Raw genomic sequence first — 24,197 nt, 5'->3', positions numbered from 1 at the left:
CGACACTTATTTTTTCTGCTGCCCTTCGCCAACAAAGGCTTTTGCTTCAGCGCCCACGCGAATTACGCGTATCTGTTTTAATTCTCCTGCGGTCTCCAATTTACTCAACAGCTCTTGTCCTGCTACTAGCTGCGCTATCGTGATGAAGCCTGCTGGAACGGCGCTCTCTGCTACGTTGAGTAGCAAATTACCTTGCGCGTTAATGGCAAGTACAGTGCCTTTCAAATTGTGTGAAGTATTCACCAACTCGCTGAGCGCGCTATCAGGCCAGGTGCCGGTCAGGGTAAATCCCAATTTGCCATCGACCCTTTTTGCTTGTCCGATAGCGGGTGGAGGCGTCGTTGGTCTTGCTGCACCGGGATTGAATGCGGGTGGTTTGAAGTTGGTTTCTAGTTGACCAATCAGACGTGCCACTGTGGCAGGTGCCAGTTCTGGATGCAATGCGAACAAAACGTTACCTTGATTGGTGCCTAATTCTACATACAGACCCGATGGTAAGTAGTAGCCCTCACGACTCATAGGCTCGGGCGCGTTCGCTACTTCGTAGGCCATCAAAGCAATCGCGATAGCAGAGTGCTGCTGCGCTTTGGCATAGGGTACGACTTCGTTATAAGTATCTAGCAGCGTGTGCCAAGTACGACCATAGTTGAAATCGGTTTTGTTATTCGCAGAGGGTGTGGGTACGCCTTTCATAGAGAAAGCAGATGCGTCAGTACCTGCCAGCGCTTCGGCGCGTACCCGTGGATAATCGCTGGTTTTTACTTCAAAGCCAAATTCGGTATTCACGCCCTGCAAGCTTTTAGCGACGCGCTCAAACGGTGCTTTCCACGCGCTGGGCACTGTGATGCCAGAAACCGCACCGGGCGCTCCGTCGCGATTGAGCATCATAACGACTTTGTCCATGTTCTTCGCGTATTTTTCGGTATAAGCTGACGCGCCCAAAATACCTAGCTCCTCACCCGCGGACGCCAACATGACGATACTACGTCTTGGTTTGGCGCCAGCCTTGGCTAACAAGCGCATCGCTTCTATCGTCGGCGATACGCCTGAGCCATCGTCCACTGCCCCCGTTGCACTATCGAAGCTGTCTAAATGCGCACCGATCACGACGTATTCGTCAGGTTTCTCGCTACCTTGGATGCGTGCTACGACATTATGAAATGGGACTGGACCGGGATAAAACCAATTACGAATATCAAATTCGAGTTCAGGCTTTTCACCTTTCTTTAATTGCTCTTGAATCTCAGTGTACTGCGCAGCAGTTAATTTAATATCCGGCAGATTCGGTAATTTATCCCAGCTAGTTGGTTTGGCGTCGAGCAGGCTCAGCGGCTCTTTGCCCGATTGCAATGTACCTAAAGCACCGGCCTCAATTAACTTTAGCGTCACAGCATCGGGTTTGTATTCTTTACGTCCGTCACGTCCCATACCTCGGCTCTCGCCAGGAATTAAGACCCAGGCATTTTTAAATTCAGCCATGCGAGTTTGGGCTTCTGCTTCGTTGGCAGGACCTAATACTGCGAAGCCTCGCTGTACGCCTTTGGTACCGGCGGTATAACTTGGCGTACCAAAACGCAGCGATTTTTCTGTTGCGCCAGTTATCTTGCCAAACCAAGGACCGCGATTAAAACCGACTGGCTGTTGGCCTACTTCTTCTAACTCAGCTGGGATACCCCATTGCTGCAATTGCTCTTTAGTCCAACGCGCGGCATGCGTGTAGTTATCGCTGCCCACCATACGACCGCCAAAACGATTGGTCAGCACATCTAACCAAGTCATAACTTGCGGGTCTTGCAGGCCGATTTCGACGATTTTTTTGGATGTAGCATCTTGCGCTGAGGCAACCACACTCACACTCAATAACAACGCAACACTAATATGGCGCGCCATGGCGCTCAAAGGATATTTGTACATGAAGTCTCTCAGAATAGATCGAAGTGGCAAACAAGAAAGTGATGCAAGCGCATTTGATCCAAGAAGGCTCGTCAAGTTCCTTTGAGGTCTAGGGTCTGTTGACAACTATTTTAGGCAAAGATGTCGTGCTTGGCTGTCTGACTAATGGCGAGGATGGCGGGATCGTTTAAGCGACGCTCTATCGTAATCAAGTAAATTTCCTCAATAATGCTGGGAACATCGCCAATGGCCACGACATTATGTTGCGAACATATTTCCTTCTTCATTGCAGTCGGCGCTAAGAAGAAGCCTGCCCCAGCACGACCAAAGGCTTTCATTAGTGCGCCATCGTCAAACTCACCAACGATGATAGGATGCAATTCCGATTCCTCCATCCAACGTAGAATCTTGCCTTGCACCGCGACATCTTCGCCAGGTATTAAAAACGGAGCTTGTTGCAAGCATGCTGGAAAGCTACCCTTGTATTTCTTTGCTAATGCCGGTGTTCCGAACACGGTTAAGCCACATTTTCCAAGCAGATGGTTATACGCGCGAATACTGGTCTGGGTTCCCATCGGTCTATCGGCAATAATGACATCCAACCGATGCAAGGCCAATTCAGCCAACAAGAGATCAAGACGACCCTCACGGCAATTTAAGCGGACCGGCTCTTCCAATTCGATCGCCGGCTGCAATAAGCGGTAAGCAATGACCTTGGGGACGGTATCGGCGATGCCCACGCGAAATGTGCGACGACGCGCTTGTAAGTGATCACGCAAGGCATCGAGGAGCTGGTCGCCAGAATTAAAGATATCGTCGGCATAAACCAAGATACGTCGACCAGCATCAGTCAACTCGATATTGCGCCCATTTTTTTTGAATAACTCCACGCCGAGACTCTGCTCGAACTCGTTGATCTGGCCACTGACTGCATGTGCAGTCAAATGCAACTTTTCTGCCGCCTTAGCGATGCTACCGGTCTTGGCGACCGTCCAATAATATCGGAGGTGCTTGAAATTCAATGCTGGCAAGTTGGAGTCCCTTATCTTTAAACTTACGCTATGTACTTATATAACAAATGTTCATACGGTTTTTATTCTACATGATTGCCTTGTTTATCTGTGCTATTCGATTACGCCTTTGCACTCGCAAGCAATGCAGACTCCAGAAGCGACAACCACGCCAGATCAACTGCACCCAACAATAGCTAATTACCGCCAAAGATAGCGATAGAACCAGCATACCCAACAGCCAAGGCGTCCCAAGTGAAGCCATCCAGGCGGACCATGCGTGCAAACTCTCAATAAGCTGGGTCCAATCTGTCACTGGCATCGCTGGTAGTTCATTCCAATGTGCAGCACCGTTCAGGCTCTGCCCTATGCCATAAGCCAACATATAGATGGGCACGATAGTAATAGGATTTGTGAGGAACGTCCCAATGAGCGCCATGGGCAAATTCACTCGCAACAAGCAGGCTAAAGTCACTGCCGCGATCATTTGCAAAGGACCCGGAATCATGCCGCACAAGACACCCACCGCCAAACCTAAGGCCACCGGCTCTCGCGCAACGTCCCATAGACCAGGTCGATTAAGCCGATTGGTAAAACGGCGACTAATCGGAATACGTTCTATCGTCTCCCGGCTTGGGAGCACCCTTCTTAAGAATTTTTTTGGCATACCTAATTTTCACATCAAAACAACTGTATTTCACCGCTCGCATTAGCCATACGACTTCATCGAGCAATTTCAGATAAGATCATTAGAGGTTTAATAGTGCGTTTCTAGAATTGAGGCTTTATTCGGCGAGGAATAATCTCGCAAATGGGCTTGTCGAGATGATCGAGCACTGTCAAAAGTCGCTAAATTAACGTCAAGAAGTGTGTCGCTAATCGATACTAAATCAAGCGTCCAACATTGTAATGCGTGCTCGATCAACACTGCTTCACCATCACTCAAGCTATCGTCTGCGTCGACGATGGCGACCATAATGCGTAATAACTGCTTACGTAATTGCGGATCTTTAATTTCAGCAAGAATACTGTCTATGGCTGAATTGGAAATCTCTATTTGTCCATAATGCGCGCCATCAGCACACTGCAGCATGTCCTCGCACAAGTGGTGCACAATCTTTTCGAATTCATCGTCGCTTAAACCTAATCGCTCGACGATACCGTAACGACTAACGACGTCCAGTTCCGATTGGTCCAGGCCGCCATCGACCAACATTGATAAGGCGACGATACGCGCCATCGCTTCGGGGCTATTTACACGGTAAGTTCTCATGACATGTCTCTCTTCAATAAAATGGTATTTTCTTGTACGCTTTAGTGCTCGTGCTACTTTAAGCTCTACTTAGAAATCAACACTTCCTCGTCATAAGCCAAATGATGCACTTTGACATGGGCATGTTCTTTGATACGACCTATGCGCTTCGCAAGTAATTGCTCGGCTCGATTAATTGCTTTATCGATCGCGATATACAAGTCAGCTTCGGTGTCTTGAATCACTATTTGCTGTTTTTTCGCCATAGGTATTTGAATCAAACAACGCTTGTCTTCACCACCACGCGGGCCGTTTATATCCGAAAGCCGGACTTTAATCGTTTTGACATCATCCATCGCCCAGTCAGTAGCAAATTTGAGGCGGCGGTATGTGTGTTCACGGAGGCCCTCAGTCAACTCAAAACCACGAGCCTGTATATCGATGTTCATTACGCTTCTCCATTTGTTTAGGTAATGGACTTAGTGTAAGGACGAGTGGAGCTAGATTCAAATCGATTAATTGAATCTCATTGCTCGAAAAAATCGATGCTTCATTAAACAAAGAAAACGCCCACGGCGAATATTGAGATCGAACTAGTGTCATCCCTGCGTTGGCAAGGACCCAGCGCCGTTAGGATTTTATGCCAAGGTATTTCTGCCGCCGACTCAAGCACTCGAGTGCAAGCTCTTAGATGGAATGCATAAGAAGGGGCTTAACTGGACGGCATTGCCGTCCCAAGCAAAGCATTTAGATTGATTTGGTTTCTTATCTCGTCGCGCAGTTGGCTCGAATGTAGTCCAAATGCGTAGGCATCGCATCCACACATTTACGAATCACGGCCTGGGTATTGTGCAAGAATCCGGCAATTTCTTCTTTGCTGCGTTGGTCAACCACCGGATTGTAACGGCGTGGTCGCATGCCTTGCCCGTGCATGACTTGTAACCAACTGTCTTCGGGAAATAGCTCTTCGTTCTCGCGCAAAATGCGTCCATGGCTGGCGAAGAGGTCCAGTTTGATTTGCAGACTTTCTGGCACATCCATTTCACGGCAATAGCGCCAAAATTCTGAATCGTCGCGTTGATTCACTTTGTAATGCAGGATCAAGAAGTCACGTATCTGGGCGTACTCTTTGTCCGTCAGCCGATTGTAATTATCAATATCGACCTGATCGAAATCTTTGTCCGGAAAAAAGGTAATCAAACGCATCAAGCCCGTTTTAACCATGTGAATGCTGGTCGATTCCAGCGGTTCCATAAAGCCGCCTGACAAGCCAATCGCCACACAGTTTTTGTTCCAAGCTTTTTTACGTTTGCCTGTGATGAATTTGATTTGACGCGGCTCTGCCAGCGCCTTGCCGTCCAGATTATTCATCAAGATATCTTGTGCGGTGTCATAGTCCATAAACTTACTAGAAAAGACGTGCCCGTTGCCGATGCGATGCTGCAAGGGAATGCGCCACTGCCAACCTGCACTGTGGGCGGTGGAGCGGGTATGTGCTTGTGCCGAGCCAGCCAGTTCGCACGGCACAGCGATAGCGGTATCGCATGGCAACCAATGCGACCAATCTTCATAGCCAGTATTCAAGGCTTTTTCGATCAAGAGTGCCACCATCCCCGAGCAATCAATAAAAAAATCGCCATGGATTTTCTCACCGTTCTCCATGACCAAGGCTTCGATAAATCCATCGCTCTCGCGCAACAATGTTTGTACGATGCGACCCTCAGTACGTTTGACGCCACGCCGCTCGGCGTAGACGCGTAAATACTTAACGTAAAGACCGGCATCAAAATGATAAGCGTAAGACAAATCGGCTAAGGGTGAATTCGGCAGATCGGGGCGGCCGACACTGAATTTCCCTAACATGCTGGCAACCGTATTGATGGAGTAAGGCTCGAGACCACCAGCCATGCCTAGCTGATTAAGTTTGAGCCAGTAATGATAAAAATTTGCTGTAGGTTGATCGCGGCCTACCGAGCCGAAGCCATGAAAATATTTAGTATTGTTGATACCCCAGTTTACAAATTCAATCCCGAGCTTAAAGGTACCTTGCGTATTTCGGATGAAATCATTTTCATCTATGCCAAGATGCATATTGAAATTGCGTATGCTGGGTATGGTCGCCTCCCCTACACCGATGGTAGAGATTTGATCTGACTCGACCAAACGATAATTGTATCCATTCGGCAGTAGCTGCGCCAATGCTGCCGCGCTCATCCATCCAGCAGTACCCCCACCGACAATGACGACATCTTTAATGCGGTTTTCTTTAGCACAGCTTTCTTCAATACCGTTTTGATTCATAGCGATTCCCGGAGAGTCGATGTTATTCATTTTACTTATTTACTTGTTTAACAGCACAACTTTTTCTATCTTTGTTTTCGTTCGTTTGAATAAAAAAAGGTCTATGTGATGCAACCTAAAAGTGATCGCACAACATAGACCAAATCATCCCTAAGAATGCAGATGTACCCAATGAAGATTGTTGCTTACAGATTGATCAAACTTCCCTCAATTAGTAATTGAAACCAAAACGAATACCAAACATGCGGGGTTCAACCGGTGCAGAATTCATTTGCGCGCCAACACCTGAACCGCGCCAGTACACTGCTTTGCTATCGCTGGCATTGCGTACAAACAACTCAGCATGCCATTGGTCTTCCGGTGCATCTAAACGCATTGATGCATCAACCAACGCGTAAGCCTTTTGGTAACGACCTATGTATTTAAACTCATCATTGCGCACGTCGAAGTATGCCTTATCGCGCCAGTTCATCTTGATGTATGGCGTCAAGCTGTAACCGCTAGGTAAGTCAAACTTCTGTGAGAAATGCAACATGAAAGTACGTTTTGGCGCGTTTGGCAAACTGTTATTAGTGACATCATACAAACGCTTACCATTGTCAGGTCCTAATCCATTATAAGTGGCTGGACATGGCGTTAATTTGAACTCATCACGAGCATCACAGTTGTAATCATCACTGTATGAACCGTAGTCATGGATCTTGGTATCTAACACTGTAAACGCACCACCGACTTTAGCACCTGGCCATGGTTTGTAATCCCATTCAACTTCTAGACCACGAATCTTGGTATTACCAACGTTGATCGTGCGCCATGTTTCATACACGTCGCATTTCGGTTGATCGGACGTACATGGTTTTTCAGGAATGTATTTGCTAACGAAATACGTACCAGTCAGTTGTTGATCTTTGTAGTTCATTGCAAAAGCAACTGCAGACACGCTCAACTTATTGTCCAAGAATTTGCCCTTATAGCCCAGTTCAAAGTTTGTAACTAGTTCTGGTTTGTAAGGAAGAAAGGTTTCCACATTTGGCTGACCACCTGCACATTTGCGAACATTTGGACCAGTAGCATCACCACCACAAGTTAAGCCGCGATCGCCGAAACCACCTGCCTTATAACCTGTTGCCAAGGCGGCATAAGCCATTTCGTTTGGATTGATTTGTGTTTGCAAACCTAGGCGCCACGTCAGTTTATGCCACTTCTCTTGATGATCGTTTTTGCTTGGTGTTCCGTAGAGTTTATATGCCGCTGCGCTGCCACCTGGACCATAGTTCAAGTCATTACCTTGTGGCAAACGGTAGCTAGGCGTACCAGGCGTGCCTGGGTCGTAACCGCCGTTATAAAACTCCTTCTGCCCCCACCATCCACCGAGGTTCAAGCCATCTTTGTCAGTTTTCGTATCAGAACTAAAACGCGCACCAGCAGTTGCCGTCCATGTTGGTGCGAAATCCCAATCTGCCTGGGCGAATATTGCTTTTGCATCGACCTGACGGTTAGGCTGCGCATAGAATGCACCCGATGCTAAACCAACAGGTGCACGATACAGATCAACCACTTCGTAGTTGATCTGGTTCTTTTCATGCATCCAGAACAAACCGGAAACATACTTTAATGAACCTATTCTTTGCTTTAACTGTAGTTCATGCACGGTTGACACATATTTGGAGTCGACCGTTTGTTGATACTGATCTGCTAAGGGCCAAGTTCCCCAGTTATTCCCACCAGCGATACGCGGATGATCTTGCGTGATCTGGAAAGGAAGCGCAGTCATGTTGCCTTTGTCATTGTCATACAATTGGCTACGACGTTGATCCGCTAAAGCGAAGTTATAGTCCAAGCTAGCATCATTGCTGATATTCCAATTTGAACCAGCACGCAAGGTACGAATCTTCATGTCGGTCATGCCAGGCACGTTGATTTTCAGATCGAAACGTCCCCAACCAGCTGGGCATGCATAACGAGTACCTTTAGTCGATTCGCAGTCTTTGAAAGCGGTACCACCAGCACTGGAATCTTGAAACTCTTCATAAGTCGCATTCAATTTCCAGTCTTTATTCACTTTGTACACAGCGGACAAACGGGCAGCCCATTCATTTTGATTTGTGTAGTAATCGCTAGGATCTACTTTGCGATTCCAACGTTGGATATTGTCTGGAATGCCGTCAGGAATCCAACCTTTTGATGGCAAGTTGGCTTCACTGAAATCTTGCATTTGATTGGCATAACCATCACGCGTCACTTTCATGATTGCTGCGCGCAAGGCTAACTCATTATTGACTTTGATATTTTGTATCGCATGAACTTGGCGCTTGTTGTAATTGCCCAGCTCAATTTCAGCGCTACCATAATTACCAGTAAAATCTGGTTTAGCGGAGATGACATTGATCGTACCGCCAGTTGAATTTCGACCGAACAAGGTACCTTGTGGGCCGCGCAATACCTCTACCTGCGCTACGTCGAACATCAAGGCTTGTGCACCTTGAGGGCGTGGAGAATATAAACCGTCAACGTGGAAGCCGACTGCGGGATCGCCGATTTCAGTGGTGTTACTTGATGTGATACCGCGAATCGTCACTTGGATGGCGGAGTCATTGGTTTGTACGATAGTCACATTAGGAATTTCGTTTGCCAAATCTTTGGCGCTAGTGACACCCATGCGCGCCAAACTTTCTTGATTGAAGGCGGTGACGGCTAATGGTGTTTTTAATAGAGAAGTTGAATAACGGGTCGCCGTTACTTGTACCTCTTGAATTTTTTCAGATTCAGTATTGCTCTTCTTGGTGGTACCCGGCTCAGCCGTCTTCGCTGGCTCTGCCTGCTGGGCTTGCGCGTGCATAGTCATCAATCCGCATGCGCCGGCAACTGCCACGCTCATCAGAGTGCGTTTGGTCTTCAGATGAAACATTTTGTCTCCTTGTTTTGATATTCTGCGATCTCGAGGCGGATCGTAGGTTCATGTCACTACAGGTGTTCGTTTTTCTCGATATTGCTTATTTCTGCGAAATTTAAGTCATTGTCTTGCAGCTACTACCTTTATCAAATTTCGTCCTGACTTGATCTTACTTGCGATTTAAGCGGTAGTGCTTACAAAGGTATTTATCCACGAAAAGTTATTTTGCTCGATACCAACTTAAGCAGCTCGCTCATAGTGTTTATCGTCGGGTTCAGCAAACAAGGTCAATTAGCTGAATTTTTCACTTTTATGGAATCGTTTCCATTTGTGGTTTGAAATATAGCATTCATCAAAATTTGATGTCAACATCTTTTTGGAAACGTTCCCATTCTGTGTTTTTTTGCGACATTTTTATCACTCGGTCGCAGCAGTTTACAAGCTATTTTGCTGGCGAATCTGTAAAAAAATACCGAACCTGCTGCAACTTACTCGCAGAAACTTGTGGATAACTTTGTGGGTAAGATTTGAATAATTTTGAATTTAATTTCTAATAAAGATAAATCAAATTAATTAGCTAGCTCAAGCATATGATTTATAACGAAATTTATAAATTATTACTAATTGAGCGAAATTTCCACAGGCAAATATTCTATGGAATTTTTGTGGATAATTAATTAGAGGTTCATTGAAAACGGAGTAAAGTTCCTGCGTAATCAAAGTTACATCAGAGCATCACTGAAAAAAGTGTCTCAAAATCTTATTCGACTTTAAGCTTATACAGTGCAGGATTCTCGGCAGGATAAGCGAGATCCATTCTTGCTAACTTTTCGGTCACGATACTCGCAATCGCAAAGTTTCTTTGTGTCTTAGAATTGGCGGGAATAATATGCCAGGGAGCGAGCTCAGTATTTGTCGCGTGTATTACCTCTTGATAGGTATCCTGATATTCTGCCCAGAATTTTCGCTCACTGAGATCTTGCGGATCAAATTTCCAATGTTTATTAGGATCGGCAATACGCTCTTCCAGCCTCAGTTTTTGTTCATCTTTAGAGATATGTAAAAAAAACTTCAAAATAGCCGTGCCAGTTTCACTCAACATGCGTTCAAAAGCATTGATATGCGCATAGCGTCGCTTGCATTCCGCGTCATCAATCCAAGCATGGACTTTGGTGATCAACACGTCCTCATAATGGCTACGGTTAAAGATAACGACCTCACCTGTAGCGGGCACTTGCTGATGTATGCGCCATAAAAAATCATGTGCTAACTCAATAGTAGTTGGTGCTTTAAAGCTGATACTGCGCACACCAATTGGATTGAGTTGGCCAAAGACTGCTTTCACCGTCCCGTCTTTGCCGGAGGTATCCATGCCCTGCAAGATGACCAACAATTTATGCTGATGCTGTGCGTACAAAATCTCTTGATAAGCGGCGATCTGTTCACCCAAGCCAGTCGTCTTTAGTTTCATCTCCTCTTTAGTGCCAAGGTCACTGAAAGAACGTCTGCCGGCATCTTTATCTTGCAAAATGAAGTTGGACGGTGCAAGAAATTGTTGGGCAATTGCGGTCATAGCATTTAACTCTAGAGTTAAGAAATTTGATTCAGGCGTTTATGTTCTATCTTAGTGCATTTATCCATGACAACCTGCAATCCGGCCGCTAGGGCTTGTTCTGCTGCTGCGTCGTTCTCGATGCTAAGTTGCATCCAAACAGCACCTGCTTTGATGGCAATCGCTTCATGCACGATGACTGGAATATCTTCTGATTTGCGGAAACAATCGACGATATCGATGTTGAGACCACTTTGTTGTTGCGCCTCGCTTAAACTCGCATAGCAAGTTTCGCCCAAGATGGTATTGCCTGCTTGCTGAGGATTTACGGCTAACACTTTATAGCCGTGTTCTTGCAAATATTGAGCGACTTGATAGCTATCGCGTTCTGGTTTATTCGAGATGCCGACGATGGCGACGGTTTTCGCGGTTTTCAATAGGTGATCAATCAACGCTTCAGACATAATTCATACCCAAACAAAAATCATGTGGAAAAAGAAAAAGGCAGCCAAAGCTGCCTTTCATTGTACTTCTTCTGCAAAGTCTAAACTTTGGAGAATTAACGCTTAGAACGCAATTTCTGTATCGCTGCCAACTGTGCAATCGCTGATTGCAATTCGGCTTGTGCTTGCGCGTAGTCGATGCCTGATTCGCGATTGACCAAAGCTTCTTCGGCTAATTTCTTAGCTTCTGCTGCTTTCGCCTCATCAAGATCATGACCACGGATCGCGGTATCAGCAAGTACAGTCACAGCATCAGGTTGAACTTCCAGGATGCCGCCGGCAACGAATACGAATTCGTCTTCAGCTTGACCTGCAACCTTAATACGCACTGCGCCTGGCTTAATACGTGTGATCAATGGTGTGTGTTTTGGATAGATACCCAATTCACCTGATTCACCCGGCAACGCGACGAATTCAGCTTCGCCAGAAAAGATCATCTCTTCTGCAGAAACCACGTCAACGTGAATAGTATGTGCCATGTGCTAACCTTTTTTCAAAATGCCCCTCCCCCTTCAAGGGGGAGGTCGGGAGGGGGATGGGGTTTACGTCGAGCTTCTATAGTGTTCTTAGTAACTCACAGCTTACCCCATCCCCACCCAGACCCTCCCCTTGAAGGGGAGGGGGGCGTCACTCCTTCCCCAGTTGGGGAAGGATTCATTATGAGGCCATTTTCTTCGCTTTTTCGATCGCTTCGTCGATTGTACCTACCATGTAGAACGCTTGTTCTGGCAAGTGATCGAGTTCACCGGATGCAATCATCTTAAAGCCTTTGATTGTATCTTTGAGTGAAACGTATTTACCTGGGGAACCAGTAAATACCTCAGCAACGTGGAAAGGCTGAGACAAGAAACGTTGCATCTTACGTGCACGAGCAACGATCAACTTATCTTCAGGCGCCAATTCGTCCATACCCAAAATCGCGATAATGTCACGCAATTCTTTGTAGCGTTGCAAAGTACCTTGAACAGCACGTGCTGTTTCGTAGTGATCTTGACCAACGACTTGTGGATCCAACTGACGTGAAGTTGAATCGAGTGGATCAACCGCTGGGTAGATACCCAAAGAAGCGATGTCACGAGACAAAACAACAGTGGAATCCAAGTGAGCAAACGTTGTCGCTGGGGATGGATCAGTCAAGTCATCCGCTGGAACGTAAACCGCTTGAATAGATGTAATAGAACCAGTCTTAGTGGAAGTAATACGTTCTTGCAAACGGCCCATTTCTTCAGCCAATGTTGGTTGGTAACCTACCGCGGAAGGCATACGACCCAACAACGCAGAAACTTCAGTACCAGCCAATGTGTAACGGTAAATGTTATCGACGAAGAACAACACGTCTTTACCTTCGTCACGGAAACCTTCAGCGATTGTCAAACCAGTCAAAGCAACGCGCAAACGGTTACCTGGTGGTTCATTCATCTGACCGTACACCATCGCTACTTTGGAATCTTCTGGATTTTCCAAGTTAACAACGTTAGCGTCAGCCATTTCGTGATAGAAGTCATTACCTTCACGAGTACGCTCACCAACACCAGCAAACACGGACAAACCGCTGTGTGCCTTAGCAATGTTGTTGATCAACTCCATCATGTTAACGGTCTTACCAACACCCGCACCACCGAACAAACCAACTTTACCACCCTTCGCAAATGGGCAAACCAGATCAATAACTTTGATACCGGTTTCCAACAATTCTTGCGATGGAGAGAGTTCGTCGTAAGCAGGTGCTTTACGGTGGATCGATGCTTGTGTTTCACGGCTGACCGGACCACATTCATCAATTGGGTTACCCAATACGTCCATAATACGGCCAAGTGTTGCTTTGCCGGTTGGAACCATAATTGGATTACCAGTGTTACTAACCATCAAGCCGCGACGCAGACCATCAGAGGTACCCAGCGCGATGCAACGGACAATGCCGTCACCCAATTGCTGTTGCACTTCTAACGTCAGGTCAGAGCCTTCCATTTTTAAGGCATCGTAAATTTTAGGCATCGCATTGCGTGGAAATTCAACGTCCACAACAGCGCCGATACACTGAACGATTTTGCCATTAGCCATGTTCGTTCCTTCAATAATTATAAATTCAGTTTAGACCGCTGCCGCGCCGGCGACGATCTCGGAAAGCTCTTTGGTAATAGCGGCTTGACGAGTTTTGTTGTAAATCAATTTCAACTCACCAATCACACTACCTGCGTTATCACTTGCTGACTTCATCGCCACCATACGTGCCGATTGTTCAGACGCCATGTTTTCTGCAACAGCTTGATAAATCAAAGCTTCAACATAACGAATCAACAATTCATCGATCACCGCAGCCGCATCTGGTTCGTAAATATAGTCCCAAGAATGTTGGGCTTTATTTGTTTCCAGCTTGTCCGCTGTCAGAGGCAATAATTGCTCTAACACTGGCTCTTGCTTCATGGTGTTAATGAATTTCGTGTAGCTTAAGTAAACCGCATCGATTTTGCCTTCCTGATAGGCATCCAATAACAACTTCACTGGGCCAATCAATTTATCGAGGTGGGGTGTATCACCCAATTGTGTCGCATGCGCCACAACTTTTGCACCTACTCGATTCAGGAAACCAAGACCTTTATTACCAATTGCGACCGCTTCAATTTTTGAACCCTGACCTTCAAGTTCACGCATTTTGTTGGTGACCAAACGTAAAACGTTGGTATTCAAGCCACCACACAAACCCTTATCTGTCGTCACAACAACCAATCCAACTTTCTTGGATTGGTCTTGTTGAACCATGAAAGGATGCGTGTACTCTGGGTTAGCCTGTGACAAGTTAGCTGTGATCGTACGAATCTTCTCACTGTACGGACGAGCCGCACGCATTCTTTCCTGCGCTTTACGCATTTTAGAAGCGGCGACCATTTCCATCGCCTTCGTGATCTTCTTCGTATTCTCTACGCTTTTGATCTTGCCACGTATCTCTTTACCTACAGCCATGAGTAAACTCCTTCAAGCTATAAGTAATTAAAATGCGCCGGATTTTTTGAAATCAGCGATTGCGGCAGCCATGGCAGCTTCGCCATCTTTGTCCAATTGCTTAGTCTCTTCAATCTTTTGCAACAAGGCTGCATGGCTAGTTTTCATGAAGTTGTGTACACCAGCTTCGAAAGCCAAAACTTTCTTCACAGGTACATCATCCAAGAAGCCTTTGTTCACTGCGAACAAAGTCACTGCCATCAGAGAAATCGACAATGGAGCGTACTGAGCTTGTTTCAACAATTCAGTTACACGTGCACCACGATCCAATTGCTTACGGGTTGCTTCATCCAAGTCAGACGCGAACTGCGCAAACGCAGCCAATTCACGATACTGTGCCAAGTCAGTACGAATACCACCGGACAAGTTTTTGATAACTTTAGTCTGAGCAGCACCACCAACACGAGACACGGAAATACCCGCGTTAATCGCTGGACGAATACCTGCGTTAAACAAAGAAGTTTCCAAGAAGATCTGACCGTCAGTAATCGAAATGACGTTGGTTGGAACGAAAGCAGAAACGTCACCAGCTTGTGTTTCAATGATAGGCAATGCTGTCAATGAACCTGTCTTACCTTTAACTTCACCTTTAGTGAATGCTTCAACGTAGTCTGGGTTAACACGTGCTGCGCGCTCTAACAAACGTGAGTGCAAATAGAACACGTCACCTGGGTATGCTTCACGACCTGGTGGACGGCGCAACAACAGGGAAACTTGACGGTACGCTACCGCTTGCTTAGACAAATCATCATAAACGATCAATGCATCTTCGCCGCGATCACGGAAGTATTCACCCATCGCGCAACCAGAGTATGCGGATACGTATTGCATCGCTGCAGATTCAGCTGCAGTTGCCGCAACAACGATGGTGTATTCCATCGCGCCATGTGCTTCTAAAGCGCGCACAACGTTTTTAACGGAAGATGCTTTTTGACCAATCGCTACATAGATACAGGTAACGTCTTGACCTTTTTGGTTAATGATCGCGTCAATCGCTACCGCTGTTTTACCAGTTTGACGATCGCCAATGATCAATTCACGCTGACCACGACCAACTGGAACCATGGAGTCGATAGACTTCAAACCAGTTTGCAATGGTTGAGAAACGGATTGACGTGCAATAACGCCTGGTGCAATCTTTTCGATTGGTGCAGACAATTTTGCGTTGATAGGACCTTTGCCATCGATTGGTTGACCCAATGCGTTGACAACACGGCCGCGCAATTCTGGGCCGATAGGAACTTCCAAAATACGACCAGTACACTTCACTGTGTCGCCTTCAGAGATGTGCTCGTAGTCACCGAGAATAACGGCACCAACGGAATCACGTTCCAAGTTCAAAGCCAGACCAAATGTATTGCCTGGGAATTCCAACATCTCGCCTTGCATCGCGTCGGACAAACCGTGGATGCGGCAAATGCCGTCGGTAACGGAAATAACCGTACCTTGATTACGAATCTCAGCACCGTCGCCAAGGCCTTGAATACGGCTCTTGATCAACTCGCTGATTTCTGATGGGTTGAGTTGCATACTAACTCCTAAAATTGTTTCAGTACTTATGACGGCAATTAAGCAGTCAAAGCGTTGTGCATCTGTTGCAGCTTTGCGCGAACCGAAGTATCTAGCACTTGATCACCAACCACGATACGCACACCACCGATCAGGGATGAATCCACTGTGACGGTTGGGTGCAGTTTGCGACCAAATTTCTTTTCCAGTGTTGCGGCCAAATCTTTAACCTGTGCGTCAGTCATTTCAAATGCGCTGGTGATTTCAGCATCTGCAGAGCCAGCGTCGGCGTTTTGCAAAGCATGAAATTGCACAGCGATTTCTGGCAATGTGGTTAAACGGTCATATTCAGTCAATGTAGTGATGAAGTTTTTCGCTTCAGCATTTACAGGTGACTTCAACACGGACAAGAAAGCCTCAGCAGTTTGCGCTGCGGAGACTTTGGGGTTGTGTGCAAGAGCTACTACATCGGGATGCGCTGCCGCTTGCGCCATCTCAGCAACCAATTCCGACCAAGCGGACAAGTTACCGGACTTTGCAACGCGATACAACGCTTCTGCGTATGGACGAGCGATCGTTGCGAGTTCTGCCATGATTACAGCTCAGTCTTCAATTGGTTCAACAAATCTGCATGAGCAGAAGCGTTAACCTCACGTTTCAGAATTTGCTCTGCGCCTTTGACTGCCAATACGGCAACCTGGTCGCGCAATTCTTCGCGTGCTTTTGTGACTTGATTTGCAGCTTCCGCTTGAGCAGCAGCGATAATACGCGCAGCTTCTGCGTTGGCAGCATTCTTAGCTTCTTCTACGATCAACTGACCACGCTTTTCAGCGTTAGCAATTTGTGTCATACCTTTATCATGAGCGGCTGCCAATTCAAGCTGAATCTTTTTCTCAGCTTCTTTCATGGCGGCTTGCCCTTGATCCGCAGCGGACAAGCCGTCTGCGATTTTTTTCATACGTGCATCGATGGCACCAATCAATGGCGGCCAAACGAATTTCATTGTGAACAAAGCGAGGATGAAGAACACCGCCGCTTGGTACAACATGGTTTGATTAAGATTCATCGTCGTTTCCTTGTGTGAATTATCGTTCCGCTAGCGCTGATCCTATGACCAGCACTGCGGTAGAAAAAAGGAAATTATTTGAATGGATTAGCAGTTGCGAAGAACATCGCGATACCAACACCAATAATGAACGCAGCATCGATCAAACCAGCCAACAACAACATTTTACCTTGCAACTTGTCCATCAATTCTGGTTGACGAGCAGACGCTTCCAAATATTTACCACCCATCATAGCGATACCGATACAAGCACCCAAAGCGCCCAAACCAATGATCAAACCACAAGCCAAAGCTACAAATGCGACGTTAGTCATGAGAAAACTCCCTAAAAGTTAAAAAATTAAAATACCAAAACCAAAAACTAAAACCAAAAAAACTGAAAACTTAAATGCGACTCAAAACCATTCTTACTCAATCGTACTGAACTACTAATGCAGAGTACTTTTTTCTATCAATTAATGCGCTTCGTGAGATTGACCCATGTACACCAAAGTCAACATCATGAAAATAAAGGCTTGCAAGAATACGATTAAAATATGGAAGATTGCCCAGATAGAGCCAGCAATGATTTGTCCAACGCCGCCGAAGTGACTGTAAGCACCTAACAAAGCGATCAACAAGAACAACAATTCACCGGCAAACATGTTACCGAACAGTCGCATACCGAGTGAGAAAGTTTTCGCTGCGTATTCAACCACGTTCAACATAATATTGAATGGCAACATCATTGGGCCAAACGGTGCTGTACACAATTCTTTAATAAAGCCACCAGCGCCTTTGATCTTGATGGAGTAATACATCATTAATGCAAATACGCCGATTGAAATACCTAAAGTGCCATTCAAATCTGCGGTAGGAACCACACGGTGGTGCATTTCTGGATCTAAGCCCAAAAGTGGGAACAACCAGACAGAGAACAAATCTACTGGCAAGAAGTCCATCGCGTTCATCAAAGAAACCCAAACGAAAATCGTCAATGCCATTGGGGCGATGAATGACACGTTTCCGTGTACGATGCTTTTGGCCTGGTCATTGACCATTTCTACGACCATTTCAACCGCACATTGGAAACGACCAGGAACACCAGAAGTTGCTTTGCGTGAAGCTAAAAACATCAACAAAATAGCCAAGAGACCGCAAAACACAGACCAAAATATGGTGTCATAGTTAATGTATGACATGTCCACGAGGGCAGTCTGTTGATCGTGAGAATTGCTTAAGTGACCGAGGTGATGGGAAATATATTCCGACGGGGTTGGGGCGTGCTCAGTTGCGCTCATAATCAATGCCTAAAGAGTAGTATTAAATAACTTTTCATTACCACGATGAATGCAGCGAGAAACGCCAGCCAGTTCAAATCGGGGTAAAACATAACCACCGCTCCCATGAGAGCCAAGGTCAGTGCAATTTTTATAAACTCGCCGACAAAAAAATTCATCGGGTTGGCGCCGCCGGGTTTTCGCACGCTACTGAGTAAGCGCAAAGCAAAAAACGCGTTCGGGAGCGCGCAACATAGACCGCCGAGCAGAGCGGATATACCTGAAGAGAGACCAGACGCTAACAACGCCACCAGCGCCGCGATGAAAGCTGCTGCAAATTGCAACAGGATGATGCGCGCCATGCCACTCCCCAGTTTTACAACAAATGTTCGTTTTCCACCAATGCGCTTTAAACGTTTTTCTTCTTTTTATAGACTAAGTTCGTGCTTAGCTTGCGCTACATTGGTGCTATATTTGATCTATTTTAGTGCTGCCTTAATGTCCCAATGGTACTATTTCGGTGCACAATCAGGCAGATTTTCCAAAGCCACGGAATTATACGTGCATGTATAAGCAAGGTCAAACGTTTGATGCAACGCAACAAACTTCGTTTTAGAATTCATTTACCTAATAGTCTTCGATTAAATAACAAGTTTGCTGTGGATTATCAGAAAACTTGTTATTTCAACTTGTTTATCCCATTAAATCACTGACCTCGAATTTTCAGTATCACGCCATCCAAAGAATCCAGATCCTCGAAATCAATCAACATCTGACCCCGGCCTTTGCTTCCCATCTTCAAAGTCACCTGAGTCGCTAGCAAATCTGACAGCTCTTCTTCAAGACGCGTAATGTCGCGCGATTTTTCGGCTTTATCTTTTTGCTTGGCGGGCGTTGCCAATTCGGCAGTGGTCTTGGTGACCAGCTTTTCCGTGTCACGAACCGACATTCGTTTTGCCACAACCTGGTTTGCCAGCTGAATCTGCGTTGCAGCATCGACGGCCAACAAGGCACGGGCATGGCCCATGTCGATATCGCCTGCCATCAACATGGTTTGCACAGGTCGCGCCAAATTTAACAGGCGCAACAAGTTTGAAACCGCGCTACGTGAGCGCCCTACCGCATTTGCTGCTTGTTCATGGGTAAAAGTAAAATCGGAGATCAAGCGATGTATCCCCTGGGCTTCCTCCAAAGGATTTAAGTCTTCGCGCTGAATGTTTTCAATCAAGGCCATCGCTGCCGCGGCTTGATCATCAACATCTTTTACCAACACGGCGACTTCGGTCAAACCTGCCATCTGCGAGGCACGGAAGCGACGCTCACCGGCAATGATCTCGTATTTGGTCACACCGTTGGCCTGACCGATAGGACGCACCAGGATAGGCTGCATCAATCCCTGAGCTTTAATCGATGCGGCGAGCTCAGCTAAGGCGCCCTCGTCCATGCGAGTTCGAGGCTGGTATTTACCCGCTTGCATTTGCGTCACTGGCAAACTGGTAGGCGCGCCAACCACCGTTGGTACCGCTTCGGCGAAATCACCAGCTCCATCTAATAAAGCGTCTAAGCCACGCCCCAGGCCTTTTTGTTTTTTAGTTGCCATAATCATCTTAAATGTTTACTTCTTATCTAAAGCTTTAATTCTTTCGACCATCTCCGCGCCGAATGCGATGTAGGCTTGTGCGCCTTTGGAAGATGGATCAAACACCACACCTGGGATACCGTAGGATGGCGCCTCCGCCAAGCGCACGTTACGCGGGATCACGGTCTTAAATACTTTGTCGCCGAAATGTTGTTCTAGCTGGTCGGAGACTTGCTGCGACAAAGTCATACGTGGGTCAAACATGACCCTTAACAGTCCGACGATTTTCAGATCGGGATTCAAATTGGCTGAGACCTTTTTGATCGTATTCGCTAAATCTGACAAGCCTTCTAGCGCGTAGTATTCACATTGCATAGGAATAATCACACCATTTGCAGCACACAAACCATTCAAAGTTAGCATCGATAAAGCAGGTGGACAATCGATCAAAATGAAGTCGTAGTCAGCGCCCACTTGGTCTAAGGCTAAGCGCAGACGCTTGTCTCGGTTTTCGAGCTCGACCATTTCGACCTCGGCACCAGCCAGTTCGCGGTTCGCTGGCAAGATATCAAATTGTCCGGATTCTGATCGAATCACAGCGGATTTCACATCTGCCATTCCGAGCAATACTTGGTAAACAGATAATTCCAACTTGGCTTTATTGACGCCAGCGCCCATCGTGGCATTTCCTTGTGGATCCAGATCGACAAGTAAGACACGCTGGTCAAGCTTCGCCAAACCTGCCGCCAAGTTGACAGTTGTAGTAGTTTTTCCTACACCACCTTTTTGATTGGCAACGCAAAAAATTTTAGCCATAGACACTTTTTAGAATAATTGCGGTTAAAAGAAAATCCCGGAACTGCTGTTTCACGTGTAACTTAATTTGCTGAAGCGAGTTTCTTCACATGCACCAGATGTCTTTCAACATCCAAACCTGGCACTTGCAAAGGTTCAATACTTTCAACTTCCCAACCATCAGGAAGACGATCAATTTCCTGCGTTGGCGACATGCCCTTCATCGCAAGGAAACGACCATCCTCGACCAGCAAATGATGCGACCAGTTGATGAAGTTATTGAGTTCGGAAAAAGCACGCGAAGTAATGACGTCGAACTTATGCTCAACCTTCAAAAGCTCGACACGCCCGGTATGTACCGTGACGTTTTTTAGTTTGAGCTCAGCTTTTACTTGCGTCAGGAAAGCGGTCTTCTTATTGACGATATCAATCATCGTCACAGAAGCCGTTGGGAAAACAATCGCCAAAACTATGCCTGGCAAACCACCGCCAGAACCTACGTCAAGAATATTCTTGGCTTGGGTAAATGCATGCACCGCCGACAAAGAGTCGAGCAAATGCTGTTTAACCATATCATGCGGATCGCGGATGGAAGTCAAGTTGTAGACCGAATTCCACTTGATCAATAAAGCCAAGTAAGCCAGCATCTTTTCGACTTGATCTTCATTTAATGGCAAACCTAAAGAGGCAATACCGTCTCTAAGCTCGCTCCCGAGAGCTTCTTTATCAAAACGACTCATAGTTTATTCACCTACCACTTTGGCATTCAATTCTTCATCATTGGCAGGCGCTGCATTGGCAAAACCTTTAAAGCCACGCTTTTTCAGATGCACCAACAACAAAGACAAGGCCGCGGGCGTCACGCCCGAGATCCGACCACACTGCCCTAAAGTTTCTGGTTTTTGCGCATTCAATTTTTGCTTCACTTCGATTGAAAGACCGTTTACTTCGAGATAATCAAAGTCTTTGGGCATCTTCAAATTCTCATAATGCGCCTGACGTTCGACCTCTTTGGCCTGACGTCCGATATAACCGGAATATTTGATTTGAATTTCTATCTGTTCTTTGACGGCTGGATCGGTAACATTTTCGCCCGCTAAAGACTGTCCTTCTTTGCCTTTGAGTGTCATCAAATGATCATAAGTAACCTGCGGACGGCGCAATAAATCAGCCAATGAATATTCACGCTCCAATGCTTTACCGACGACACGCTCGGCTTCGGCATCGTCAACGATGCGTGGGTTGACCCAAGTTGACTTCAGCCTTTCCATTTCACGTGAAACCGCTTCACGCTTTTCTTCGAACATTTGCCATTGCTTATCGCTCACGCAACCAAGCTTACGACCAATTTCCGTCAGACGCATATCGGCATTATCTTCACGCAAACTGAGTCGAAATTCGGCACGACTGGTGAACATGCGATAGGGTTCTTGCACACCTTTCGTTACTAGGTCATCCACTAATACACCAAGATAAGCTTCATCGCGACGCGGCACCCAGGCCTCTTTGCCCTGCGTTTGCAATGCGGCATTCAGACCGGCCAGCATGCCTTGGGCTGCAGCTTCTTCGTATCCTGTTGTGCCATTGATCTGTCCAGCGAAGAATAAACCTTGGATGGAACGTGTTTCCAAGGATGTCTTCAATCCACGCGGATCAAAATAATCATATTCAATCGCATAGCCAGGACGCAAAATATAGGCGTTTTCCATACCGCGCATAGAACGCACCAACTCCAATTGCACGTCAAATGGCAAGCTGGTTGAGATACCATTTGGATAGAATTCATTCGTCGTCAAGCCTTCTGGCTCCAAGAAAATCTGGTGCGAATCCTTGCCGGAAAAACGATGAATCTTGTCTTCAATTGATGGACAATAACGCGGACCAACCCCCTCGATCACGCCAGTGTACATAGGACTACGGTCTAAGCCAGCACGGATAATGTCATGTGTTTTGGCATTGGTATGCGTAATCCAGCATGGAACTTGACGCGGATGCATAGCAGCATTACCCATGACCGAGAACACAGGAAGTGAATCGAGATCGCCCGGTTGCTCTTCCATCTGGGAAAAATCAATACTGCGACCATCAATACGCGGCGGCGTGCCCGTCTTCAAACGCCCTTGTGGCAGCGCCAACTCCTTCAAACGACTGGACAAAGATATCGCGGGAGGGTCACCGGCACGACCTGCTGAATAGCTATTCAGGCCAACATGAATCTTCCCATCTAGAAAAGTTCCAGCAGTTAACACGACCGCTCGCGCCTTAAATTTCAAACCAACTTGCGTCACAGCACCTACGACTCGATCGCCCTCAACCATCAAATCATCGACTGCTTGCTGGAATATCCAGAGGTTTTCTTGATTTTCAAGACGGCTACGGATCGCTTGCTTATACAAAATCCGGTCAGCTTGCGCACGGGTTGCACGCACCGCAGGCCCTTTAGACGAATTTAAAATACGGAATTGTATGCCCGCCTCATCCGTCGCAATTGCCATTGCACCACCCATGGCATCAACTTCTTTAACCAAATGTCCTTTGCCAATTCCCCCTATCGATGGATTGCAAGACATCTGACCTAAGGTCTCAATATTATGGGTCAACAATAGCGTTTTTTGGCCCATGCGTGCGGAAGCCAAGGCAGCTTCTGTACCGGCATGACCGCCGCCGACGACGATGACATCGAATTCATTTGGATAGAACATGTGGATAGCTCAAGGAGGAATTGCTTGGTGACGATAGAGTAAAACCAATACGAGGCACGATTATAGTTGCTTTTCGACCCAAGAATATCCTATTCAAACTCGAAATTTGATCAATTTCCGAACAATTTACAAATAATATAGGGATATCACAACCCGACCCACACAAAACCCAAGAAAACTGTTTCACGTGAAACACTGATCGACTAATAGAATAGCGAAAATAAAGCCAACAAAACACCACCCGCTATCAAGCCAATATAAACCCGCAATTTCCACTTACTTTCAGGCACCACCTCAACTTTACGCCTAGAGCGTTTGCGCTTTTTGACTTTCTCTGGCTCAGGAAAGACTTGCACCAGCTTCTTCTTCAAACGTTTCGTCTTTTTATCCTTATCCTCATCATCCAATCCAAGCGAAAGCTCAAACGACTCATGCACTGAAAAATCACGCTTCTTCAGGTTTACCGATTTCATTTTGTTCGCATGCGTATCGACAACCAAACCAGAACCTGTTTGCATAGGTCGAAGTGAGCCAGAAAAGAAATTCTCTGAATCAAAATCTTCAATACTTGAACGCAAAAGATCTGCATTCAACGATCTATCGGCAGCCTGGTCTGGCACCACCTCAATCAACACATTCTTTTGCAGATTGCGTATAGCCGCGTCAAAATCCGAAATCTCGGTCGATTGAAATAACTTACTAAGTTCCACCACACTGGTTTCGCCGTCGACGGAAATCAATAAGGTTTGCTCAAATTTATTTAACTTTAACGCTCGCTCTCTAACCTCAGCATTACCCAATTCGGTTCGCCTAAATAACTTACCGCTTATCTGATCCAAAATTTGACCCAAAATATTCTCACTTAAATTTGTTTCACGTGAAA

The 24,197-nt window shown here is 46.3% G+C and carries 23 protein-coding genes; all 23 read right to left on the bottom strand.

Annotated features, from left to right (window positions below):
- Window positions 1-6: 6 nt before the first annotated feature.
- The 23 genes from ACO0KZ_RS05220 to ACO0KZ_RS05110 all read right to left on the bottom strand — a co-directional run bounded on the left by ACO0KZ_RS05220 (window position 7) and on the right by ACO0KZ_RS05110 (window position 24,165).
- Window positions 7-1,914, bottom strand: coding sequence for a M28 family peptidase (locus ACO0KZ_RS05220; RefSeq protein WP_422993446.1), 1,908 nt, complete (start codon window positions 1,912-1,914; stop codon window positions 7-9).
- Window positions 1,915-2,024: 110 nt separating this feature from the next.
- On the bottom strand, window positions 2,025-2,924 hold the full coding sequence (gene nhaR / locus ACO0KZ_RS05215; protein ID WP_422993444.1) for a transcriptional activator NhaR: 900 nt from the start codon (window positions 2,922-2,924) through the stop codon (window positions 2,025-2,027).
- A 67-nt stretch (window positions 2,925-2,991) separates the two neighbouring features.
- Complete coding sequence (locus ACO0KZ_RS05210; RefSeq protein WP_422993442.1) at window positions 2,992-3,570, bottom strand: DUF2062 domain-containing protein; 579 nt, start codon at window positions 3,568-3,570, stop codon at window positions 2,992-2,994.
- A 90-nt stretch (window positions 3,571-3,660) separates the two neighbouring features.
- On the bottom strand, window positions 3,661-4,176 hold the full coding sequence (locus ACO0KZ_RS05205) for a TerB family tellurite resistance protein (RefSeq protein ID WP_422993440.1): 516 nt from the start codon (window positions 4,174-4,176) through the stop codon (window positions 3,661-3,663).
- A gap of 65 nt (window positions 4,177-4,241) precedes the next feature.
- Window positions 4,242-4,604, bottom strand: a complete 363-nt coding sequence (locus tag ACO0KZ_RS05200) for an HPF/RaiA family ribosome-associated protein (protein WP_422993438.1) — start codon at window positions 4,602-4,604, stop codon at window positions 4,242-4,244.
- 316 nt (window positions 4,605-4,920) lie between these two features.
- Window positions 4,921-6,456, bottom strand: coding sequence for a tryptophan halogenase family protein (locus ACO0KZ_RS05195; RefSeq protein ID WP_422993895.1), 1,536 nt, complete (start codon window positions 6,454-6,456; stop codon window positions 4,921-4,923).
- 211 nt (window positions 6,457-6,667) lie between these two features.
- On the bottom strand, window positions 6,668-9,364 hold the full coding sequence (locus ACO0KZ_RS05190; protein ID WP_422993436.1) for a TonB-dependent receptor: 2,697 nt from the start codon (window positions 9,362-9,364) through the stop codon (window positions 6,668-6,670).
- Between the two features lie 745 nt (window positions 9,365-10,109).
- Window positions 10,110-10,922: a PPK2 family polyphosphate kinase gene (locus ACO0KZ_RS05185; RefSeq protein ID WP_422993434.1), complete on the bottom strand. Its 813-nt coding sequence runs from the start codon at window positions 10,920-10,922 to the stop codon at window positions 10,110-10,112.
- A 17-nt stretch (window positions 10,923-10,939) separates the two neighbouring features.
- Window positions 10,940-11,365: a CoA-binding protein gene (locus tag ACO0KZ_RS05180; protein WP_422993433.1), complete on the bottom strand. Its 426-nt coding sequence runs from the start codon at window positions 11,363-11,365 to the stop codon at window positions 10,940-10,942.
- Window positions 11,366-11,460: 95 nt separating this feature from the next.
- Entirely contained in the window at window positions 11,461-11,883 is a 423-nt protein-coding gene (locus tag ACO0KZ_RS05175; RefSeq protein ID WP_186891525.1) for a F0F1 ATP synthase subunit epsilon, read from the bottom strand.
- 178 nt (window positions 11,884-12,061) lie between these two features.
- On the bottom strand, window positions 12,062-13,465 hold the full coding sequence (atpD, locus tag ACO0KZ_RS05170; RefSeq protein WP_422993430.1) for a F0F1 ATP synthase subunit beta: 1,404 nt from the start codon (window positions 13,463-13,465) through the stop codon (window positions 12,062-12,064).
- 30 nt (window positions 13,466-13,495) lie between these two features.
- Entirely contained in the window at window positions 13,496-14,365 is an 870-nt protein-coding gene (atpG, locus tag ACO0KZ_RS05165) for a F0F1 ATP synthase subunit gamma (protein ID WP_186922772.1), read from the bottom strand.
- A 27-nt stretch (window positions 14,366-14,392) separates the two neighbouring features.
- The gene (gene atpA / locus ACO0KZ_RS05160) at window positions 14,393-15,934 is read right to left on the bottom strand and encodes a F0F1 ATP synthase subunit alpha (protein WP_315472397.1); all 1,542 of its coding nucleotides are present in this window, start codon (window positions 15,932-15,934) and stop codon (window positions 14,393-14,395) included.
- Between the two features lie 38 nt (window positions 15,935-15,972).
- Window positions 15,973-16,506, bottom strand: a complete 534-nt coding sequence (locus ACO0KZ_RS05155) for a F0F1 ATP synthase subunit delta (protein WP_314858588.1) — start codon at window positions 16,504-16,506, stop codon at window positions 15,973-15,975.
- Between the two features lie 2 nt (window positions 16,507-16,508).
- A complete protein-coding gene (locus ACO0KZ_RS05150; RefSeq protein ID WP_422993427.1) occupies window positions 16,509-16,979 on the bottom strand; it encodes a F0F1 ATP synthase subunit B in 471 nt (156 codons plus the stop codon).
- Between the two features lie 74 nt (window positions 16,980-17,053).
- Window positions 17,054-17,293, bottom strand: a complete 240-nt coding sequence (gene atpE, locus ACO0KZ_RS05145) for a F0F1 ATP synthase subunit C (protein ID WP_422993425.1) — start codon at window positions 17,291-17,293, stop codon at window positions 17,054-17,056.
- 141 nt (window positions 17,294-17,434) lie between these two features.
- Window positions 17,435-18,259 carry a F0F1 ATP synthase subunit A gene (gene atpB / locus ACO0KZ_RS05140; protein WP_422993423.1) on the bottom strand — a complete coding sequence of 275 codons (825 nt, stop codon included), beginning with the start codon at window positions 18,257-18,259 and terminating at the stop codon, window positions 17,435-17,437.
- A gap of 2 nt (window positions 18,260-18,261) precedes the next feature.
- A complete protein-coding gene (locus ACO0KZ_RS05135) occupies window positions 18,262-18,600 on the bottom strand; it encodes an ATP synthase subunit I (protein WP_422993420.1) in 339 nt (112 codons plus the stop codon).
- 344 nt (window positions 18,601-18,944) lie between these two features.
- A complete protein-coding gene (locus ACO0KZ_RS05130) occupies window positions 18,945-19,838 on the bottom strand; it encodes a ParB/RepB/Spo0J family partition protein (RefSeq protein ID WP_422993418.1) in 894 nt (297 codons plus the stop codon).
- Between the two features lie 15 nt (window positions 19,839-19,853).
- Window positions 19,854-20,633, bottom strand: coding sequence for a ParA family protein (locus ACO0KZ_RS05125; protein ID WP_422993416.1), 780 nt, complete (start codon window positions 20,631-20,633; stop codon window positions 19,854-19,856).
- A gap of 62 nt (window positions 20,634-20,695) precedes the next feature.
- Window positions 20,696-21,352: a 16S rRNA (guanine(527)-N(7))-methyltransferase RsmG gene (gene rsmG / locus ACO0KZ_RS05120; RefSeq protein WP_422993414.1), complete on the bottom strand. Its 657-nt coding sequence runs from the start codon at window positions 21,350-21,352 to the stop codon at window positions 20,696-20,698.
- A 3-nt stretch (window positions 21,353-21,355) separates the two neighbouring features.
- Window positions 21,356-23,314, bottom strand: coding sequence for a tRNA uridine-5-carboxymethylaminomethyl(34) synthesis enzyme MnmG (gene mnmG / locus ACO0KZ_RS05115; RefSeq protein WP_422993412.1), 1,959 nt, complete (start codon window positions 23,312-23,314; stop codon window positions 21,356-21,358).
- Between the two features lie 203 nt (window positions 23,315-23,517).
- Window positions 23,518-24,165, bottom strand: a complete 648-nt coding sequence (locus ACO0KZ_RS05110; protein ID WP_422993410.1) for a hypothetical protein — start codon at window positions 24,163-24,165, stop codon at window positions 23,518-23,520.
- Window positions 24,166-24,197: the final 32 nt, after the last annotated feature.

The sequence above is a fragment of the Undibacterium sp. Di24W genome (assembly GCF_049340325.1).
Lineage (GTDB): Bacteria > Pseudomonadota > Gammaproteobacteria > Burkholderiales > Burkholderiaceae_D > Undibacterium.
Note: the sequence above shows the minus strand (reverse complement) of the source record. Positions and strands in the feature narration are given on the sequence as shown.

Bases quoted from the DNA above. Each gene is read 5' to 3' on its own strand.
- ACO0KZ_RS05190 (WP_422993436.1), bottom strand. From the start codon at position 9,364: ATGTTTCATCTGAAGACCAAACGCACTCTGATGAGCGTGGCAGTTGCC.
- ACO0KZ_RS05180 (WP_422993433.1), bottom strand. From the start codon at position 11,365: ATGTCTGAAGCGTTGATTGATCACCTATTGAAAACCGCGAAAACCGTC.
- ACO0KZ_RS05200 (WP_422993438.1), bottom strand. From the start codon at position 4,604: ATGAACATCGATATACAGGCTCGTGGTTTTGAGTTGACTGAGGGCCTC.
- atpE (WP_422993425.1), bottom strand. From the start codon at position 17,293: ATGACTAACGTCGCATTTGTAGCTTTGGCTTGTGGTTTGATCATTGGT.
- atpD (WP_422993430.1), bottom strand. From the start codon at position 13,465: ATGGCTAATGGCAAAATCGTTCAGTGTATCGGCGCTGTTGTGGACGTT.
- ACO0KZ_RS05125 (WP_422993416.1), bottom strand. From the start codon at position 20,633: ATGGCTAAAATTTTTTGCGTTGCCAATCAAAAAGGTGGTGTAGGAAAA.
- rsmG (WP_422993414.1), bottom strand. From the start codon at position 21,352: ATGAGTCGTTTTGATAAAGAAGCTCTCGGGAGCGAGCTTAGAGACGGT.
- atpB (WP_422993423.1), bottom strand. From the start codon at position 18,259: ATGAGCGCAACTGAGCACGCCCCAACCCCGTCGGAATATATTTCCCAT.
- mnmG (WP_422993412.1), bottom strand. From the start codon at position 23,314: ATGTTCTATCCAAATGAATTCGATGTCATCGTCGTCGGCGGCGGTCAT.
- ACO0KZ_RS05220 (WP_422993446.1), bottom strand. From the start codon at position 1,914: ATGTACAAATATCCTTTGAGCGCCATGGCGCGCCATATTAGTGTTGCG.
- atpA (WP_315472397.1), bottom strand. From the start codon at position 15,934: ATGCAACTCAACCCATCAGAAATCAGCGAGTTGATCAAGAGCCGTATT.
- ACO0KZ_RS05150 (WP_422993427.1), bottom strand. From the start codon at position 16,979: ATGAATCTTAATCAAACCATGTTGTACCAAGCGGCGGTGTTCTTCATC.
- ACO0KZ_RS05185 (WP_422993434.1), bottom strand. From the start codon at position 10,922: ATGACCGCAATTGCCCAACAATTTCTTGCACCGTCCAACTTCATTTTG.
- atpG (WP_186922772.1), bottom strand. From the start codon at position 14,365: ATGGCTGTAGGTAAAGAGATACGTGGCAAGATCAAAAGCGTAGAGAAT.
- ACO0KZ_RS05210 (WP_422993442.1), bottom strand. From the start codon at position 3,570: ATGCCAAAAAAATTCTTAAGAAGGGTGCTCCCAAGCCGGGAGACGATA.
- ACO0KZ_RS05205 (WP_422993440.1), bottom strand. From the start codon at position 4,176: ATGAGAACTTACCGTGTAAATAGCCCCGAAGCGATGGCGCGTATCGTC.
- ACO0KZ_RS05195 (WP_422993895.1), bottom strand. From the start codon at position 6,456: ATGAATCAAAACGGTATTGAAGAAAGCTGTGCTAAAGAAAACCGCATT.
- ACO0KZ_RS05135 (WP_422993420.1), bottom strand. From the start codon at position 18,600: ATGGCGCGCATCATCCTGTTGCAATTTGCAGCAGCTTTCATCGCGGCG.
- ACO0KZ_RS05130 (WP_422993418.1), bottom strand. From the start codon at position 19,838: ATGGCAACTAAAAAACAAAAAGGCCTGGGGCGTGGCTTAGACGCTTTA.
- ACO0KZ_RS05155 (WP_314858588.1), bottom strand. From the start codon at position 16,506: ATGGCAGAACTCGCAACGATCGCTCGTCCATACGCAGAAGCGTTGTAT.
- ACO0KZ_RS05175 (WP_186891525.1), bottom strand. From the start codon at position 11,883: ATGGCACATACTATTCACGTTGACGTGGTTTCTGCAGAAGAGATGATC.